This is a genomic window from Vibrio artabrorum (assembly GCF_024347295.1).
In the GTDB taxonomy this organism is placed as follows: Bacteria; Pseudomonadota; Gammaproteobacteria; order Enterobacterales; family Vibrionaceae; genus Vibrio; species Vibrio artabrorum.
Genome location: NZ_AP025458.1, coordinates 1,737,802 through 1,754,982, shown reverse-complemented (window position 1 = coordinate 1,754,982; position 17,181 = coordinate 1,737,802). Strand labels below are relative to the sequence as shown.

Below are 17,181 nucleotides of genomic sequence, written 5' to 3'. Positions count from 1 at the left end.
TCATTTAACGCCAGATGCTTTATTTTTGAGATGTGAGCCGAATAATGGCAATAAAAATCTTGTCTGATTTTAATACATTGTATAGCGATTGAGTTGTAGAGAAGTGTGCAACAGTACGATATACTACATGCAATATTAATGCCTCTAACGCATGAGAAGTAGTGTAATAGCGTTGGCAGGTTGTGTTGTTACGTTCCAGTATATGAAGTGTAGTTAGAGTGCGGAGTTGGCAATGCCTTCAATAGATTTCGAATCCACGTACGGTGTCATCATTATTCAAGATATGAATATTGTTAGCGTTGATGCTAATTATGCTCGCATCTATGGGTATCAGTCACCTGAGGATCTGCTTACCAATAGCAATAGCTTTCTGGATTTGATATCAGAAGATTATCACGTTGCGGCGTGTCAAAATTACCGAGACACCATGTCGGGACAACGTGAACCGAGAGGGCATACTTACACCAATGTTGATCGCAATGGTAGAGAGTTCACGGTGTTTACTATCGATCATCTGACCGAGTGGCAAGGTCGGCCTGCACTGCAAGTGACGGTCATTGATCTTTCCCCTGCGATTGAGCTGCAAAATTTAGTGCGTAAGCAAGATCAAATGTACTACGATATGATCATGCAGTCAGCACAGGGCATCATAGTTCACCGAGATTTCAAGCCGTTAATGGCCAATCCCTCATGGGTAAAACTCCAAGGCGGAAAATCTATTGAGCAAGCTTTACAGCTAGACTCTATCCTCGATCTTATTCCACAGAACAATACCAATGACATCCGCAAACATTACCAAGCCATTATCTCTGGTGAGTTATCGGGAACGAGTACCGTTGTTGAAAACATTGGCTTCGATGGTATTCATCGATTTTTTAATATTTACGACAATGCGATTACTTGGAAAGGTCAGCCAGCCGTTCAGGTTGTACTCGAAGATGTGACGCAAAAGGTGATGTTGGAAAAGCAGTTGGTTCACCAAGCGAACTACGATGAAATGACCGACTTACTTAACCGCAGAGCGATTTATGAGTGGTTGAGAGAGCACATGTCATCTAACAACTACCTTGTGTGTATGCTGCTGGATATCGATGATTTTAAGTCGATTAATGACACTTACGGTCATATGGTTGGTGATGAGGTCATTTGTGCTTTGGCTAATATTACCAAGCGCAATGCCGAGAAAGTCGGTGGGGTCGCAGGCCGTTGGGGTGGTGAAGAGTTCATTATATTTATCCCAAATGCGTCTCTTGAAACAGCACACGAGGTGTCAGAAGGGGTTCGCCAACAGTTCCATCAAGTCGAGTTCAAAATCGATGAACAGTTACGATTTAATTCGAGTGTCAGTATCGGAATCAGTGATAGCCAAGCCTGTGAAGACGGTGTCACGATCGATGCACTCGTGAATTTAACCGATCAATCTCTCTATCGCGCGAAAGCCAACGGCAAGAATTGTGTAGACGGAGATGTGGTTGCGCTTTAATGCTTATAACCATTATCCAATGGCGAATAGAATCGACAACGAAAAATGCCCTCAAGTCATCACTTGAGGGCATTTCAGTTTTTGGCTATTCACTAAACGCATCTAACTATAAGAAACGCTTCTAACTATAAGAAACGTTTAAGTTCTACAAGTTATGCAGACACTTCCACTTCGTAAGAACCAAATTTACGGATGTTAATCACACCTGTATCTAGGATAAGGTATTGGCCTTTAATGCCTTGAAGTACGCCTGTCACTTCAGGGTTCTTATCAAAGTTATGCGACACAATCTTCACTGGGTGCTGCTCAACTGGGTAGCTCAGTGAAGTGATGTTCTCACTAAGAATCTCGATTGCATCGTCGCCAAACTTCGCTCTGATCTCTTGGATTTTATCCTCAACCAACGGCAATAGTTCTTTGGCTTTTTCTACCAACTCCATATCGTCGCCGTCGCCTTTAAGCAGCGTGCGCCAGTTGGTTTTGTCAGCAATGTGCTTTGCCAACTCTACTTCGATCAGGCCAGAAATCTGACGTGTTTTTACCTTCAAGATAGGCAAGCCTTGAGTCGCGCCTTGGTCAATCCAACGGGTAGGGATTTGAGTGTGACGAGTAATACCGACCTTAAGGCTTGATGTGTTCGATAGGTAAACGAAGTGATCAACCATGCAGTTCTCTTCACCCCATTGAGGCTCACGACAAGTGCCTTCATCATAGTGGCAAGTCTCTGGCTTCATGATGCACATGTCGCAGCTTGCTAGCTTTTTCATGCACACAAAGCAGTGGCCTTGAGAGTAGCTTTTCTTGGTTTTCTTACCACACGAACAACAAAAAATATTGCCGGTATGGGTGAGGTTGATGGTTTTACCCATCAGAGGGTTTAGCTCGACAAACTCTTCACCGATTGGTAAACGGTAGGTAACCGTACCATCGAGGGAAGCACTCATTTTCTTGAGTGTTCCTTTTGCTAATAAAGACATGACATTACTCGTTGTATTTTGATTATTATTTCGTCGACTAACATACGTTGTAAGCAAGCGTTGTGGTTAACGATGATTTGCGATGAGTATAACAAATAGAGCCTGATTTAATACGCTATATTACCGAATTGTTGTTATGGTAAGCACTCGCCTTAGATGAAGGTATGACATTTTGTTGAAGCATGGTATAACGTTATTGAGTGAATCATTAGTATGAGAAATGTCGACATACTTGACTTGTTTTATATCGTTCAATCCCTGGTTTTGGGACCTTGATCTGGAAGTTTAGACGTGAAATGGACCCATAAGATAGTTATCTTTTTAGTTATCGCAACGTTTGCCATTGTGCAGTATTACCGTGTGAACGGGAATCGTGTGGTAACCGAGATTACGCCGGATGATTACAAATTTATGGCGACCAACGATCAAGTTAATAACGGAGCCAGCACGTCCGAATTGTCCTATGAAAATGGCCAATATGTTCTCGATTGTGAACTTAAAAAATCGGACTATCCTTGGCCTTATTGCGGCCTATCGATTCATATCGATCCTGATATTACCCGCGGCCTTGACCTTTCCCAATACCACCTCTTTAGATTCAACATTGAGTATCAAGCAGAGGGTGACTCTCGTCGCCGTTTACGAACTTATCTGCGTAATTATAACCCTGCTTACTCTGTTCCTGATGATGAGTACACGCATAAGTACAATGGGCTAGAGTTTTCTGTTGACGGGGATGGTGGAGTGATTGAAATCCCTATCGCTAATCTTCAGGTGATGACATGGTGGTTAGCCGACAATAATATTTCACTAGAGCATTCAGCCCCTGAATATTCAAACGTTAACATGGTTGAGTTCGCTACAGCCTCTGGAGCTAAACTTGGTCATCACCGAATTGTGATAGACAGCATTGAGTTTGAAGGTTCGTACATTACCGCAGAAAACCTGTTCTTAGGCTTACTGTTCATTTGGGTCAGCACGGGTATTGTGTTTTTACTTTCAGAGCTGAACAGTGCACGTAAACGTATGATTATCGCTGAGAGAAGGCATCACCATTTGGAAAATGTGAATCAATATCTGAGAGATCAGAATGATGAGTTTTCTGAAATGGCACACTATGATGAATTAACGGGCACTCTTAATCGACATGCAATTCGAGATTGGTTAGGTGTGCAGTCGCAATACGTTAAGCTCGGTCATAGTAAGCTAACGGTGTTGTATATGGATATCGATTACTTCAAGAGCGTGAATGACAAATTCGGACATCAAATGGGTGACGATATTTTACGCGAGTTCAGCATGGTGGTAGGCCGTTCCATTGGCACAACAGACAAGTTAGTGCGTTGGGGGGGGGAAGAGTTTATCGTTTTTTGCCCTGAAGTCGGCGTGGATGAAGCGCAGATGAAAGCGGAAAAAATTCGATTGTTGATTTGCCAACACCTTTGGATACACGGTGATCCGCTGACATGCAGCATTGGCGTTGCCGAGATGGAGCCCCATAGAGTGGCTGACACCATTGAGCGCGCTGATGAGGCTCTATACCAAGCCAAGCGCTCAGGGCGAAATCAGGTGTTCGTGAGTCACTAATCTGAACATTGTTTCGATTCGTTTATGAGTCACGCGTACACATCTGACGTGTGGCGTTTTTATGGCAACTGGTTGAGTCGCCTTTGTTTATTTGTGTGGATAACGTACAAAAATGATCTCGTTGTTCTTTAAATGCCTGCTGGGTGCGGCCGCGGTTTTATTGATTGCGTTGCTGTCGAAGAGTAAGAGCTTTTACATCTCTGGTTTAGTACCGCTGTTTCCGACCTTTGCTCTGATTGCTCACTACATTGTTGGCACGGAACAAACCATGGTGGAGTTGCGCACAACAGCACTGTTTGGCCTGTTTTCGCTAGTGCCCTATGCCGCTTATCTTAGCGCTGTGTATCTGTTTAGTTATCGCTATAACTTAGTATCGACACTTTCGTTAGCGACCTTAGTGTGGATATTGTGTGCTTCAATGTTGCTGCTAGGTTGGACGCGTTTGATGCCAAGTACGATTTGAGAGCCTCGTTTTATTGGTGCCCTAACATCAAGAGTGGTGCTTATTCGGTACGAGGTATATTGATTTGATGCCGGGTCAGACTTTATTAGAAGAATGTTACCCAAGTTAATTAAGGCGTATTGGTATATTTTTGCTTAACAATGGGGGAAGTGTGGGGCAACAAATTCCACATAGGTCTTTTTCTATATATCGGTCTCGGCTGGGTGTGCAATAGGGTTTGCAGTGGGGTCAGCAATAGGATTAGGAATTGGCAACGGCTCCTGCTTTGGATTTGGTTGGATGGGCTCTTTAGGACCAAGAAACTTTGGTGTCGTCCCCATAATATACAGATCAAGAAACGCTTTGGTGCGCGCAAAGACTTCACGTAAACGTATGGTTGATCCTGAATGATGAGTCGGCCCTGAAACGGCTAAACATTGAGCATGAATATCGTAAGAGCTTGCGATGAGCAGGGCTCTTTCACAATGGAACTTCTGAGTAATGATCAGGAAGTTATCGGTATCAAATATCTTCTTAGCTCGAACAATTGAATCCAAAGTTCGAAAGCCCGCATAATCGAGGTTGATGCGCTCCTCAGGAACTCCCGCTCTCAAGAGATCACGTTTCATTGTCCAAGGTTCATTGTAAGAACGATGGGCGTTGTCACCACTGAGTAGGAACTGATTGACCTTCTTATGTTCAAACAACTCAATCGCGGACTCAATTCGGTATTTATAATAGTCGTTGAGTGTTCTCCCTAAATATTTACTGGTGCCTAATACGACAGCAACTTCCACCTTAGGCACGTCATCAATATCATAGATAATACGATCTTTTGCCTGCCATGAAACCCAGTAATCAATGGCAATAACCGACGCGCAGCCAACTAAGAACACCAGAAAAGCGCCAAACAGACACGTTTTTAGCTTTGGATAAGTTTTTAGTAAGTATTTACGGTAACTATGAGAATCAGATTTCACTCTCGGCATGACCTTTTGGCTGAGCATTAATTTTTGAGGGTTCGATAATACCAAATAAAAATGAGAAAAATCAGTTAAAAAGACAGACAGCAGAAAGAAAAAAGCCCCTGCAATTGCAGAGGCTCAGGTTAAGAAAGGTTCGTCCGATTAATTAGAATGCAGTACGCTTGTAGCGACGGTAAACCGGCTGCCAGAAGTGCTGGTCAATCGCTTGTTGCAATGCTTCTTCTGTGATCTCTAGTGCAACACCTTGTTCAATCGCTTTCTTACCAACGGCAAGCGCAATCTTCTTCGATACGGTGTGGATCTCTTCCAACGGCGGCAGTAGTGCGCCTGAACCATTGATGGCGAGTGGAGAACACGTGGCCAATGCACGGCTTGATTCCATCAGCATTTCATCCGTGATGCGTGAAGCGTTCACAGCCAGCACACCTAGGCCGATGCCTGGGAAGATGTAGCTGTTGTTACACTGAGCGATTGGGTAAGTCGTACCGTTATGAGTGACTGGTTCAAATGGGCTGCCTGTCGCAACCAGCGCTTGGCCATCCGTCCAACGAATAATATCGTTTGGTGTCGCTTCAACACGGCTCGTTGGGTTAGACAGTGGGAATACGATAGGGCGCTTACAGTGCAGATGCATCTCTTTGATGACTTCTTTGCTGAATAGACCTGGCGCACCTGAAACACCCACTAATACCGTTGGTTTAGCATGACGAACAACGTCTAGTAGAGAGAAACCTGAGCCGTCGCTTTCCCAATTTTGGGTGTTTGCGTTGGTTTGTACTAAGCGTTGCTGGAAATCGAGCAGGTTCTGCATGCCTTCCTGTAGCAGACCCCAACGGTCAACCATGTAAACTTGAGAACGAGCTTGTGCGTCACTGATTCCTTCTGACACCATTTGTGCGATGATAGCTTCTGCAATACCACAACCCGCAGAGCCTGCACCTAAGAAGGTAATGCGCTGTTGTGAAAGTTTGCTGTTTGCAGCTTTACATGCTGCGAGCAGAGAACCAACCGTCACAGCAGCCGTGCCTTGGATGTCATCATTAAAACAACAGATGCGATCTTTGTAACGCTCAAGCAACGGCATGGCGTTCTTTTGTGCGAAATCTTCGAACTGAACCAGAGCATCGGGCCAGCGGCGTTGAACGGCTTGGATGAACTCTTCAACGAACGCATCGTAGTCAGCACCTGTAATACGAGGGTGACGCCAGCCCATGTACATTGGGTCAGCAAGACGTTGAGGGTTGTTAGTACCCACATCGAGTACAATTGGCAGCATGTAGGCAGGACTGATACCACCACAAGCGGTGTAAAGAGCTAGCTTACCAATTGGAATCCCCATGCCGCCGATGCCTTGATCGCCCAAACCAAGAATGCGCTCACCGTCCGTAACCACGATAACTTTAACGTTGTGGTTTGTCGCATTATTCAGTAGGTCATCGATACGTTCGCGGTTCGGGTACGAAATAAATAGCCCCCGACCACGACGATAAATATTTGAGAAGTTCTCGCATGCTGCGCCAACCGTTGGCGTGTAAATGATAGGCATCATTTCAGAGATGTGGTTTTGAACTAAACGATAAAAAAGGGTTTCATTGGTATCCTGAATATTACGAAGGTAGATATGCTTATCCATATCATTTTCGAAATTACAATATTGTTTGTATGCTCGTCCTACTTGTTCTTGGATTGTTTCGGTTGTTTCCGGTAACAAACCTTCAAGGTTAAAAGAGCTACGCTCTTCAGCAGTGAATGCGCTGCCTTTATTCAGAAGAGGGGTGCTTAATAGTGCAGGACCTGCATAAGGGATATACAGAGGGCGTTTATCGTTGTTCATTAGATGCCTAATATGGGAGAAAGGGTAACTGAAAAATGATAACGGTTTAGTTATACAATTGTAAATAGTTTCCCTCCGATCTGAGCAAACAAAGTGCTATTCTTACTTGTGCTCCACACTTATCGAATTTGACTGCCACAATTCGTTCTGCTCACGCTTTTTTGGAAGAAAAGTCTAAGGTGTCCCTTAGACTTTTAAATAGAGATTTACCGTTAAGCGATTAACAAACAACCTTGATCGCTAATCCACCTTGAGAAGTCTCTCGGTATTTAGCGTTCATGTCTTTGCCTGTTTCTAGCATTGTTTCGATCACTTTATCTAAAGAAACAGTAGGAGCAGAAGAGCGTCGCAGTGCCATACGCGTTGAGTTAATGGCTTTTACTGCGGCAATACCGTTACGCTCGATGCATGGTACTTGTACTTGGCCAGCAACAGGGTCACAGGTCAGGCCTAAGTTGTGCTCCATTGCGATTTCTGCCGCCATACAGACTTGTTCAGGGCTACCACCCATCAGCTCTGCAAGGCCTGCCGCAGCCATAGAACATGCCACGCCTACTTCTCCCTGACAACCCACTTCAGCACCAGAGATAGAAGCGTTCCGCTTGTAAAGACCCCCGATCGCGCCAGAAGCAGCGAAGTAACGGATGTAGTCCTTCTCTGTGACCGTTTGGATGAACTTATCGTAATAAGCCAATACTGCAGGGATGATGCCACATGCACCGTTTGTTGGAGCGGTGACGACACGACCACCTGCTGCATTTTCTTCGTTTACTGCGAACGCAAACATGTTCACCCAATCAACAACCGTCATTGGATCATTGGTTGTTTTTTCTGAAGTGATCAGAAGTTGGCGCAGTGAAGCGGCACGACGAGGTACACGCAGTGGACCCGGCAGGATGCCTTCAGTATTCATACCTCGATCCATACATTCACGCATCGTTTTCCAGATGTTCGCGAAGTAAGTACGAGACTCTTCGTCTGAATGGTAAGCCGCTTGGTTTTTCATCACCAATGTACTAATTGAAAGCCCGCTCTCCTTACATTGATTAACCAGCTCTTCCGCTGTGGTAAATTCGTAAGGCGCTTTGATTGGATTTTGTTCTTCTTTGCCGAAGTTCTCTTCGTCAACGATGAAGCCGCCACCAATCGAGTAGTAAGTCTTTGAGTATGAAACTTCGTCGTCAACCCAAGCATGAATGCTCATACCATTCTCGTGTAGAGAAAGGTTGCTGGTATGGAAGTTCATACCGCCATCGCGTGGGAACGATACGGTATGACAGTGCATGCCAACAGGAAGGCGTTCAGTTTCTTCTACGCGAGCAATGAAGCCCGCAATCGAATCGATATCGACTTTCTCTGGGGTGTTGCCAGCAAGACCCATGATGATTGCGATATCTGTGTGGTGACCTTTCCCTGTCAGTGATAATGATCCATATACGTCCACGGTGATTTTAGTGATGTCGCGCAATTTTCCCATTGAACGTAGGTCATCAATAAATTCTTTACCCGCTTTCATTGGTCCAACTGTGTGTGAGCTCGATGGACCAACACCGATTTTATAGATATCAAATACACTAATCATAGCGATTACCTCAAAAGAGAACCTCCCAAGGGGAGTAGGGAGGCTCATTTATTATCATTATATTTTTTGTCTAATCTCGCGATATAAGATGGGTGTCATCTTATAAAAGGCTTGAGATCAAAGCGCGCCGTAGATTACAGAACTAATAGCGGCTAAACCACATAAAGCTGTAAAGATTTGTACAGGAGCTGATGTTTTGTACTTAGCCATCGCTGGGACTTTTTGCATCGCGAAAATCGGCATTAGGAACAGGATAGCGGCAATCATTGGTGCACCCATGGTTTCAATCATGCCTAAGATGCTTGGGTTAACGACAGCAACAATCCAAGTAGTAACAACGATGAACGCAAGAGACGCTTTTTCAATCGTGCTGATTGATGAACCTGAGCGAGACTTGACGAGGCCAACAAGACCTTCATGAGCGCCTAGGAAGTGACCGAAGTAGCTAGAAGTAATGGCTGCAAACGCGACTAGAGGCCCCATGTAAGAGATAAGTGGCGACTCATGAACGTTAGCTAGGTACGAAAGAACAGAGATATTTTGCGCTTGTGCTGTAGCGAGTTGCTCTGGAGATAGAGAAAGTACGACAGAGAACACAAAGAACATGACAAAGCCCATCAGCATCATTGCCGCACCACCAGTGATCGCGTCCGTTTTCTTAACTGCGTCTTCACCGTATACACGACGTTGCTCTTTAGAGAATTGTGAAATGATTGGGCTGTGGTTGAAAGAGAACACGATGATTGGAATAGCAAGCCAAATAATAGAAGGCATTGCTGACCATTCAGGACTTGTTTCCATCATTGAAGTGTTCCAATCAGGGATTAGGTAAAAAGACAGGGCGAGTAGGATGAATACCAGTGGGTAAACCATCGCGGAAGTTGCTTTCAACATCAACTCTTTGCCGAAGACAACACCGGCTGTCATCGCCAAGATAAGTGCACCAGAAAGAAGAGGGCGTGGAATGGCTGCCATCCCTATTTGGTTTACTAGGAAAGAGTCAACGGTGTTGGTGATACCAACACCGTAAATAAGAACGATTGGGTAGATGGCAAAAAAGTATGCAAAAGTAATAAGGTTGGCGCCAGTCTTACCAAAGTGTTCTTCAACTGTATCTGTAATGTCGGCTTCTGGGTTCTTAGAAGACAAGACAAAACGAGCCAGAGATTTGTGTGCGAACCAAGTCATTGGTGCCGCGATTAGCGCTAGGATAACTAATGGCCAAAAACCACCCGCACCTGCTTTGATTGGAAGGAATAGTACGCCAGCACCAACGGCTGTACCGAATAGTGATAAACACCAGGTAAAATCTTTATAGTTAAACTTGCTTGAATCATTAACGGCATTTGCCGAAGAAGTTGTTGTGTTCATGTTAAATTACTCATTTTTTGGGAACAGGAAATAAGTTGGCGCTGATTTTGCAGAATTTTCTTCTACAAAAAATAGATCTAAATCATGTAATGAAATGGCGTGTCACATGATATGCGAAAAACGGATTTTTGATCACGAAAATAGCGTGCCACAGGTGATTTATGTTAATGCTTGTTATTAGTTTTATTTATGTGAGAGATGAAATTGAGTGGCTTTATAAGAAGGAAACGGTTGCGTAAAATGGCATTAATAAATTTGTTCTATAGAAAGTCTGGGTTTTGTTAACAGATATCAAACAAAATGTAGTTGCTATGTGGTTGGTTGCAATACGTGCTGCTGCATAGATTGAATAATTTGCGCCGTAACGCCCCAAATGAGGTGCTCTTGGAAGGGCATTGCAAAAACACGATGTTTGATTTTCTTAAAATTGACGGTATGGCTATGAAGCTTGGCTTGGTCTAAAACATAAGAGGCAGGTACTTCAAAAATAGAGGCAACTTCGTTCTCATCAATAATCGCTTGGTAATCAGGATCGACCATTACAACAATGGGGGTCACTGAGAATTTACTTATGGTACTCAAAGCGGGTAATTGTCCTACAATCTCAACTTGATCCGAACGAATTCCGACCTCTTCGTGGAGCTCTCTGAGAGCAGTGAATTGCAAAGAAGGGTCAGAGAGTTCATGTTTACCTCCGGGAAAGCTGACTTGACCGGGGTGATGCTTTAAATGAGCAGCTCTTTTCGTAAAAATAACATGTAAACCATCTTCTCGTTCCACTAAACCGACCACCACAGCCGCTTTACGCAATTGATCGCCACTGATATGCGAAACACGTTCTATTGACTCGGGATGATAGCCAACCGTAGGGATGAGTTGGAATTGTTGAAGGAAGTTTTCTTTATTCATATCAATCCAATATATTGATTATTTTGATTTTAAGTATAGACATAACCGTGAGCTGATTACCAATATTGAGTTTTTCTTCATTTACTTTGTCTCTTTCGCCATGAATGGAGCGTCATGAGTGCCACTTTATCGATCAACCTCCTCAAAAGGGTGATTTTTTCTCTATTTAATTATCTGCATATAGGCAAGTAGCGTTATCTAGGTCATAAAATTGGGTGACGAAACGTCGATTTTTTGTTTAAGAATTTGATAACAACAACTTAGTGGACCATTCTAAAAAGAAATAACAGGAAAGGTATGCGATGAAAGGAATCATATTCACCGAGTTTTTAGATCTTGTCGAAGACAAGTTTGGGTTAGAGCTTTTGGAAGAAGTTCTAGAAATGTCAGAAGATGAAGGCATTTATACGTCGGTTGGCAGTTACGACCACAAAGATCTTGTTAGGTTGATTATCAACTTGAGTAAGAAAACCGATATTGATGCGGCAAGCTTGCAACGGGTGTTTGGCCAGTCTGTATTTAAGAACTTACTGGCCTCTTTACCGAATAAAGCGAGCCTTGCTCACAGCAATACCACCTTTCAATTTATTCAGCACGTAGAGCGCTACATTCACGTGGAAGTGAAGAAGCTCTATCCGGATGCTGAGCCACCTGAATTCAGTTTTATCACCACGACCGAAGCACAACTTGTTTTTGACTATAAAAGCGCAAGGTGTATGTCTCATGTCTGCTTAGGACTTATAGAAGGGTGCGCTGAATACCACGGTGAATCTATCGCAGTGGAGATGACACCGCAAAATGATGACCAAAGCGTGGTTAGGTTTCATCTCAAAGTAGAAAAGTAATATGGATCTGGCATCTGCCCTAGAGAAGAAGCTTAAGCGTCAAATCGCGGCAAGGAAAGCGGCTGAAGGATTGTTGGAACAGAAGAGCCTCGAACTGTTTGAGGCTAACCAACAGCTTGAGCTTGCTTTGCGTCAGTTAGAAAAGCGCTCCAATGCGAATATACGCCGTATTGAATTCCAAGAACAAATCGACAACCTGTTGATTGATTTTGGACGCGCGTTTCTAAGAAATGATCTGGATGATGTCATGCTCTCTGAGTTAACAACGAATGTGACCAATAGCTATTTGATCGAAGCCAGTCGTTTAATTTTACCCCCCAAGCTCATCCCTCAGTTACACACCTATGATTATGGCGACGAAACCGTTGAAGTGTTAGAGCAAGACATTCAAGAGCCGCATTGGCAAGCCAATCTACTGACCGTGCCTTTAGAGGTTGAAAAAGTAATCGTCGGCGCGTTAATCGTGAAAGTCAGGTTATTAGACCAAGACTACGAGTTTATCGAAAGCCAATTGTTGTTAGTCACGGACCTCATCTGCAGTGCTTTAACCCATCAACTTGCGATTAACCGCAATATTGAATCACGTCAACGAGCGGAAGAGTCTGAAAGGGCTACGCGTGACTTTGTGGCCATGATTAACCATGAGTTAAGAACGCCACTTAATGGTTTACTCGGCAGTGCAGAATTGCTCAGTGATACCGAACTGAACAGCTCTCAACGTGAGATAGTGAATAACTTAAGTCAATCTGGAGAGTTTCTTAGAACCATCATTAATGACTTACTTGATTTCAGTAAAATCAATGCAGGGATGTTGGAGCTTATTCCAAAGAAATTTGCGTTGGGTGATTTAAGAAATACAATTGAAAGTATCTTCGTTAATCGCGCAATAGAGAAGCAGCTGGAATTTAATATCAGTGTTGCAGCAAACGTTCCCTCACATTTTCAAGGCGATTTGGAACGCATCACCCAGGTGTTTGTGAATCTAATCGGTAATGCGATTAAATTTACAGAAAAAGGGTATGTGAACGTTGATATCAAGTGGCACAAAAACCAGTTTGTTTTCTCTGTGGAAGATACCGGGGTCGGGATTGCAGAATCGGCGCATAAAACGCTGTTTGAACCTTTTACGCAAGCGGATAATTCAAGTAGTCGAAATTATGAAGGCACAGGGCTGGGATTAGCGATTTGTCGCAAGCTGGTGGCGCTGATGAATGGCGATATTGGCGTGACCAGTGTCGTTGGTTCAGGCACCAAATTTACTATCTCGATGCCTCTACAAGTTGTCGACGTCCCCGTTGAGAGTGATCGTGTAGGCAAAGACTTCGAGTCAGAGGCTGAATTGTCACAGCTTAAAGTACTGGTAGTTGATGATATTAAGATGAACCAGATCATCATCCAACAAATGTTACGCAAACATGAGATTGAACCCGCCATTGCAAGTAATGGTGTCGAAGGGGTTGAGCTCGCGTCACACAATGAGTTCGACATTGTATTTATGGATTGCAGAATGCCTATCATGGACGGATTTGAAGCCACAGAGAAGCTAAGAAAGGAAGGCTATTCCAAGTCTATAGTCGCTTTGACTGCCGGAACGACACTTGAGGAACGGGAACGTTGTATTCAGTGTGGAATGGATGACATTCTTAGTAAGCCTTATACCGCCATCGATCTTAAAGAGGCACTTATTAAATGGGGTGTCTCTGCTGTTAAGGTCGCTTAAACACGTGAACAAAGCGTTGTCAGTTAAATACTCTTAATTAAAGCTCAAAAACCGAAGGCTCTTGCGATCCTTCGGTTTCTTTTCATACCGTGTTTTTGCCAGTCGTTAAGCTGTGGTACTTAGCTGTTTTCAAGTACCGGTAAAATACGGCTCAGCTTATCCAGTGTTTCTTGATATTCAGAAGCGCAATCACTGTCAAATACCACACCACCGCCAGCCCAAGCATAAAGCGTGTTGTTCTCTGCGACTAATGTACGAATGGTAATGCTAGTGTCCATTCTATTATTTCGACTGATGTAACCAATACTGCCGCAATACGCTGAACGTCGGTGTGGTTCCAACTCTTCAATGATCTGCATCGCACGAATTTTTGGTGCGCCCGTAATCGAACCGCCAGGGAAGCAAGCTTTTAACAAATCGGTTGCCGAATATCGATGATCAAGGTCAGCCCGGATGGTACTCACCAAGTGATGGACGGCTGGAAAGCTTTCGACTTCAAAGAGTTTCGGCACGTGAACGGTTCCCGGTTTCGCCACTCGCCCAATATCGTTGCGCAGTAGGTCAACGATCATCAGGTTTTCTGCTAAGTCCTTCTCTGCACAAGTCAAATCTTGAGCGTAGGCATCATCAATCTCAGGATCGTCTGAACGTGGGCGCGTTCCTTTAATTGGCTTTGTTTCAATGAGATTATCTTTAAGCTCTAAGAAACGTTCTGGCGAAACACTGATGATTGCGCAGTTAGCCAAACGGATGAAGCTAGAAAATGGCGCCGAGTTATCTTGCTCTAATTTCTCGTATGCTAGCCACTCGCTGCCTTTGTATTGAGCATGAAAACGTTGCGCTAAATTGATTTGGTAACAGTCTCCCGACAACAAATACTCTTGAACACTATCGAATTTGTCGGCGTAGTTCGGTTGACTCATGTTGGACTGCCATGGCGTGGTTAATCCAAAAGCTTGATGGTTGGCGGTTATCTCTTCACTATTTTTCTCTTGCTGTTGAGATAGCCAAGCCCAATGGGAATCAATATTTTGTCCAACGATACATGCAGTACGTCGTTTGTGATCGACTACAATCGCCCATTCATATAAGCCTATTGCCATATCAGGGGCGTCAATATCGCGCACAGCAAGGGCTGGGAGCTTTTCAACTCTGCGCCCTAAATCGTAACCCAAATACCCTAAAGCCCCGCCAATGAACGGTAATTCAGGGTGCGCTTTGATTGATGGCAGTAACTGTTGTTGATATTCATTGAGCAGATCAAAAGGATCTGCGCTTGATATTTCGCTTTTTCCGTTAACCGTGATGGTCGTTTTGATGCCGACTGTCTCGAAGGTGGCGATAGGTTGAGCCACCAAAATGTCGTATCGACTGTCTACATGGCATTCTGAGGCAGAGCGTAATAACATTGCCCACGGTAGGTTTTCAATATGAGAAAACAACTGTTTAGATAAAGTTGATTGATATTCAAGCGGCTTGATTTGGATAGAGCGAAATTCGTTGTTATTCATTTGTTTAATTTGTGACAAAGAGTTCGATCACTGCATGGCGTGTGGGAGGAAGCAAGAGTATCATAAATTGGAAATAAAATGGGCTCTTGATCAGAACGGCGTCAGCTTATGATTTCGTTTAAAGCTATGCAAGTCATTGCAAAGGCAACGAAATACAGCTCAATAGAATAAAAAGCCAAGTGGACGACTCTGGCAAAACAAAGCCGTCAACTTAAGAGCTCACATGGAACCAGAACAATAAAGAGGCATGCAATGACGGTTATTCGTAAGCAAGATGTGATCAGCAGTGTCGCTGATGCACTTCAATACATTTCTTATTATCACCCTTTAGACTTTGTCCAAGCCCTAGGCAAAGCGTATGAGAAAGAAGAGAGCCAAGCAGCAAAAGATGCAATCGCTCAGATTCTGATCAACTCTCGCATGTCTGCTGAAGGTCATCGTCCCATTTGTCAGGATACAGGAATTGTTACTTGTTTCGTGAATATTGGTATGGATGTTCGGTGGGAAACGGATCAAACAGTACAACAGATGATTGATGAAGGCGTTCGTCAAGCTTACAACAACCCAGATAACCCATTGCGTGCATCTGTCTTAATGGACCCTGCAGGTAAACGCATTAATACCAAAGACAACACACCCGCGGTTGTGCACATTAATATGGTGCCAGGTAACAAAGTTGAGATTCAAATCGCCGCTAAAGGTGGTGGTTCAGAAAATAAAACTAAAATGGTGATGCTCAACCCTTCTGATGATATTGCAGAATGGGTTGAGAAGACGTTACCAACAATGGGGGCTGGCTGGTGTCCTCCGGGTATGCTAGGTATCGGTATTGGCGGTACAGCGGAGAAAGCCGCAGTGCTTGCAAAAGAGTCTCTTATGGAACATATCGATATCCAAGAGCTTATCGAGAAAGGCCCTGAAAACGCAGAAGAAGAGCTTCGTTTAGATATCTTCAACCGTGTCAATAAGCTGGGTATTGGTGCACAAGGTCTTGGTGGCCTAACAACGGTTGTTGACGTGAAAATCAAAACAGCACCAACGCACGCAGCCTCTAAACCAGTATGTTTGATCCCGAATTGTGCGGCAACGCGTCATATCCACTTCACATTAGACGGTAGCGGCCCAGCCGAACTCACACCACCTAAGCTAGAAGAGTGGCCAGACATCACTTGGGAAGCGGGCGAAAATACACGTCGTGTGAATCTTGATGAAGTGACGAAAGAAGACGTACAAGAGTGGAAGACCGGTGAAACGGTTCTTCTGTCGGGTAAGATCTTAACGGGTCGTGATGCCGCTCATAAGCGTATTCAAGGCATGCTTGAAAATGGCGAAGGCTTACCCGCTGGCGTTGATTTCAAAGGCAAATTTATCTACTACGTGGGTCCTGTAGATGCCGTCGGTGATGAAGCGGTCGGTCCTGCGGGTCCAACCACGTCAACACGTATGGATAAGTTCACGGATATGATGCTGAACGAAACCGGCATCATGGGCATGATCGGTAAAGCAGAGCGAGGCCCTGCAACCGTTGAATCAATCAAAGAGCACAAAGCGGTGTATCTAATGGCGGTTGGTGGCGCTGCGTATCTTGTTGCAAAAGCCATTAAAAAAGCCCGTGTTGTCGCGTTTGAAGATCTCGGTATGGAAGCTATCTACGAGTTTGAAGTTGAAGACATGCCAGTCACCGTGGCAGTTGATTCTCATGGTGTGAACGCACACCAAATTGGCCCTGACACTTGGAAAGTGAAAATTGCAGAAGCTGAGAAAGCGTAATTAACGAACGCCGAAAACATGCAAATTATCCTGTTTTGAGTGTTTGAATTGTAAAACAGGACTGAAAGTGAAGAATAAAAATGCAGCATTATCTGCACTTTTGTCATATTATCAATGATATAGTGATAAACACATCGTTTGATATAAGAACATAGGAGAGAGGA

13 protein-coding genes are annotated in these 17,181 nt (G+C 44.1%); 6 read left to right on the top strand and 7 right to left on the bottom strand.

Annotation, left to right across the window (positions count from 1 at the left end; translation table 11 throughout):
- Positions 1–232 precede the first annotated feature (232 nt).
- The gene (locus OCU36_RS07895; RefSeq protein ID WP_261837501.1) at positions 233–1,483 is read left to right on the top strand and encodes a sensor domain-containing diguanylate cyclase; all 1,251 of its coding nucleotides are present in this window, start codon (positions 233–235) and stop codon (positions 1,481–1,483) included.
- 152 nt (positions 1,484–1,635) lie between these two features.
- On the opposite strand, the gene OCU36_RS07890 is transcribed toward OCU36_RS07895, so the two are convergent.
- Positions 1,636–2,460, bottom strand: coding sequence for a DUF2797 domain-containing protein (locus tag OCU36_RS07890; protein WP_261837500.1), 825 nt, complete (start codon positions 2,458–2,460; stop codon positions 1,636–1,638).
- Positions 2,461–2,751: 291 nt separating this feature from the next.
- Between OCU36_RS07890 and OCU36_RS07885 the strand changes: the two genes are divergently transcribed.
- Positions 2,752–4,047 (top strand): GGDEF domain-containing protein, encoded by a 1,296-nt coding sequence (locus tag OCU36_RS07885; protein ID WP_261837499.1) that lies wholly within the window; start codon positions 2,752–2,754, stop codon positions 4,045–4,047.
- A 112-nt stretch (positions 4,048–4,159) separates the two neighbouring features.
- On the top strand, positions 4,160–4,510 hold the full coding sequence (locus tag OCU36_RS07880; RefSeq protein WP_261837498.1) for a GlpM family protein: 351 nt from the start codon (positions 4,160–4,162) through the stop codon (positions 4,508–4,510).
- A gap of 182 nt (positions 4,511–4,692) precedes the next feature.
- Here OCU36_RS07880 and OCU36_RS07875 read toward each other — a convergent pair whose 3' ends face one another.
- The 5 genes from OCU36_RS07875 to OCU36_RS07855 all read right to left on the bottom strand — a co-directional run bounded on the left by OCU36_RS07875 (position 4,693) and on the right by OCU36_RS07855 (position 11,171).
- Positions 4,693–5,469, bottom strand: coding sequence for a SanA/YdcF family protein (locus OCU36_RS07875; protein WP_261837497.1), 777 nt, complete (start codon positions 5,467–5,469; stop codon positions 4,693–4,695).
- A gap of 151 nt (positions 5,470–5,620) precedes the next feature.
- Positions 5,621–7,309 (bottom strand): NAD-dependent malic enzyme, encoded by a 1,689-nt coding sequence (locus tag OCU36_RS07870; RefSeq protein ID WP_261837496.1) that lies wholly within the window; start codon positions 7,307–7,309, stop codon positions 5,621–5,623.
- A gap of 220 nt (positions 7,310–7,529) precedes the next feature.
- Positions 7,530–8,891 carry an L-serine ammonia-lyase gene (locus tag OCU36_RS07865; RefSeq protein ID WP_261837495.1) on the bottom strand — a complete coding sequence of 454 codons (1,362 nt, stop codon included), beginning with the start codon at positions 8,889–8,891 and terminating at the stop codon, positions 7,530–7,532.
- Positions 8,892–9,008: 117 nt separating this feature from the next.
- Positions 9,009–10,262, bottom strand: a complete 1,254-nt coding sequence (locus tag OCU36_RS07860; protein WP_261837494.1) for an aromatic amino acid transport family protein — start codon at positions 10,260–10,262, stop codon at positions 9,009–9,011.
- 309 nt (positions 10,263–10,571) lie between these two features.
- Entirely contained in the window at positions 10,572–11,171 is a 600-nt protein-coding gene (locus OCU36_RS07855; RefSeq protein WP_261837493.1) for a CoA pyrophosphatase, read from the bottom strand.
- Positions 11,172–11,473: 302 nt separating this feature from the next.
- On the opposite strand from OCU36_RS07855, the gene OCU36_RS07850 reads away from it, so the two are divergent.
- Complete coding sequence (locus OCU36_RS07850; protein WP_261837492.1) at positions 11,474–12,016, top strand: heme NO-binding domain-containing protein; 543 nt, start codon at positions 11,474–11,476, stop codon at positions 12,014–12,016.
- A gap of 1 nt (position 12,017) precedes the next feature.
- Positions 12,018–13,736, top strand: coding sequence for an ATP-binding protein (locus tag OCU36_RS07845; protein ID WP_261837491.1), 1,719 nt, complete (start codon positions 12,018–12,020; stop codon positions 13,734–13,736).
- Positions 13,737–13,855: 119 nt separating this feature from the next.
- On the opposite strand, the gene pabB is transcribed toward OCU36_RS07845, so the two are convergent.
- Positions 13,856–15,247 carry an aminodeoxychorismate synthase component I gene (gene pabB, locus OCU36_RS07840; RefSeq protein WP_261837490.1) on the bottom strand — a complete coding sequence of 464 codons (1,392 nt, stop codon included), beginning with the start codon at positions 15,245–15,247 and terminating at the stop codon, positions 13,856–13,858.
- A gap of 252 nt (positions 15,248–15,499) precedes the next feature.
- Here pabB and OCU36_RS07835 point away from each other — a divergent pair, with 252 nt between their 5' ends.
- Complete coding sequence (locus tag OCU36_RS07835; RefSeq protein WP_261837489.1) at positions 15,500–17,017, top strand: fumarate hydratase; 1,518 nt, start codon at positions 15,500–15,502, stop codon at positions 17,015–17,017.
- Positions 17,018–17,181 lie beyond the last annotated feature (164 nt).

Bases quoted from the DNA above. Each gene is read 5' to 3' on its own strand.
- OCU36_RS07895 (WP_261837501.1), top strand. From the start codon at position 233: ATGCCTTCAATAGATTTCGAATCCACGTACGGTGTCATCATTATTCAA.
- OCU36_RS07890 (WP_261837500.1), bottom strand. From the start codon at position 2,460: ATGTCTTTATTAGCAAAAGGAACACTCAAGAAAATGAGTGCTTCCCTC.
- OCU36_RS07880 (WP_261837498.1), top strand. From the start codon at position 4,160: ATGATCTCGTTGTTCTTTAAATGCCTGCTGGGTGCGGCCGCGGTTTTA.
- OCU36_RS07870 (WP_261837496.1), bottom strand. From the start codon at position 7,309: ATGAACAACGATAAACGCCCTCTGTATATCCCTTATGCAGGTCCTGCA.
- OCU36_RS07865 (WP_261837495.1), bottom strand. From the start codon at position 8,891: ATGATTAGTGTATTTGATATCTATAAAATCGGTGTTGGTCCATCGAGC.
- OCU36_RS07860 (WP_261837494.1), bottom strand. From the start codon at position 10,262: ATGAACACAACAACTTCTTCGGCAAATGCCGTTAATGATTCAAGCAAG.
- OCU36_RS07855 (WP_261837493.1), bottom strand. From the start codon at position 11,171: ATGAATAAAGAAAACTTCCTTCAACAATTCCAACTCATCCCTACGGTT.
- OCU36_RS07850 (WP_261837492.1), top strand. From the start codon at position 11,474: ATGAAAGGAATCATATTCACCGAGTTTTTAGATCTTGTCGAAGACAAG.
- OCU36_RS07845 (WP_261837491.1), top strand. From the start codon at position 12,018: ATGGATCTGGCATCTGCCCTAGAGAAGAAGCTTAAGCGTCAAATCGCG.
- pabB (WP_261837490.1), bottom strand. From the start codon at position 15,247: ATGAATAACAACGAATTTCGCTCTATCCAAATCAAGCCGCTTGAATAT.
- OCU36_RS07835 (WP_261837489.1), top strand. From the start codon at position 15,500: ATGACGGTTATTCGTAAGCAAGATGTGATCAGCAGTGTCGCTGATGCA.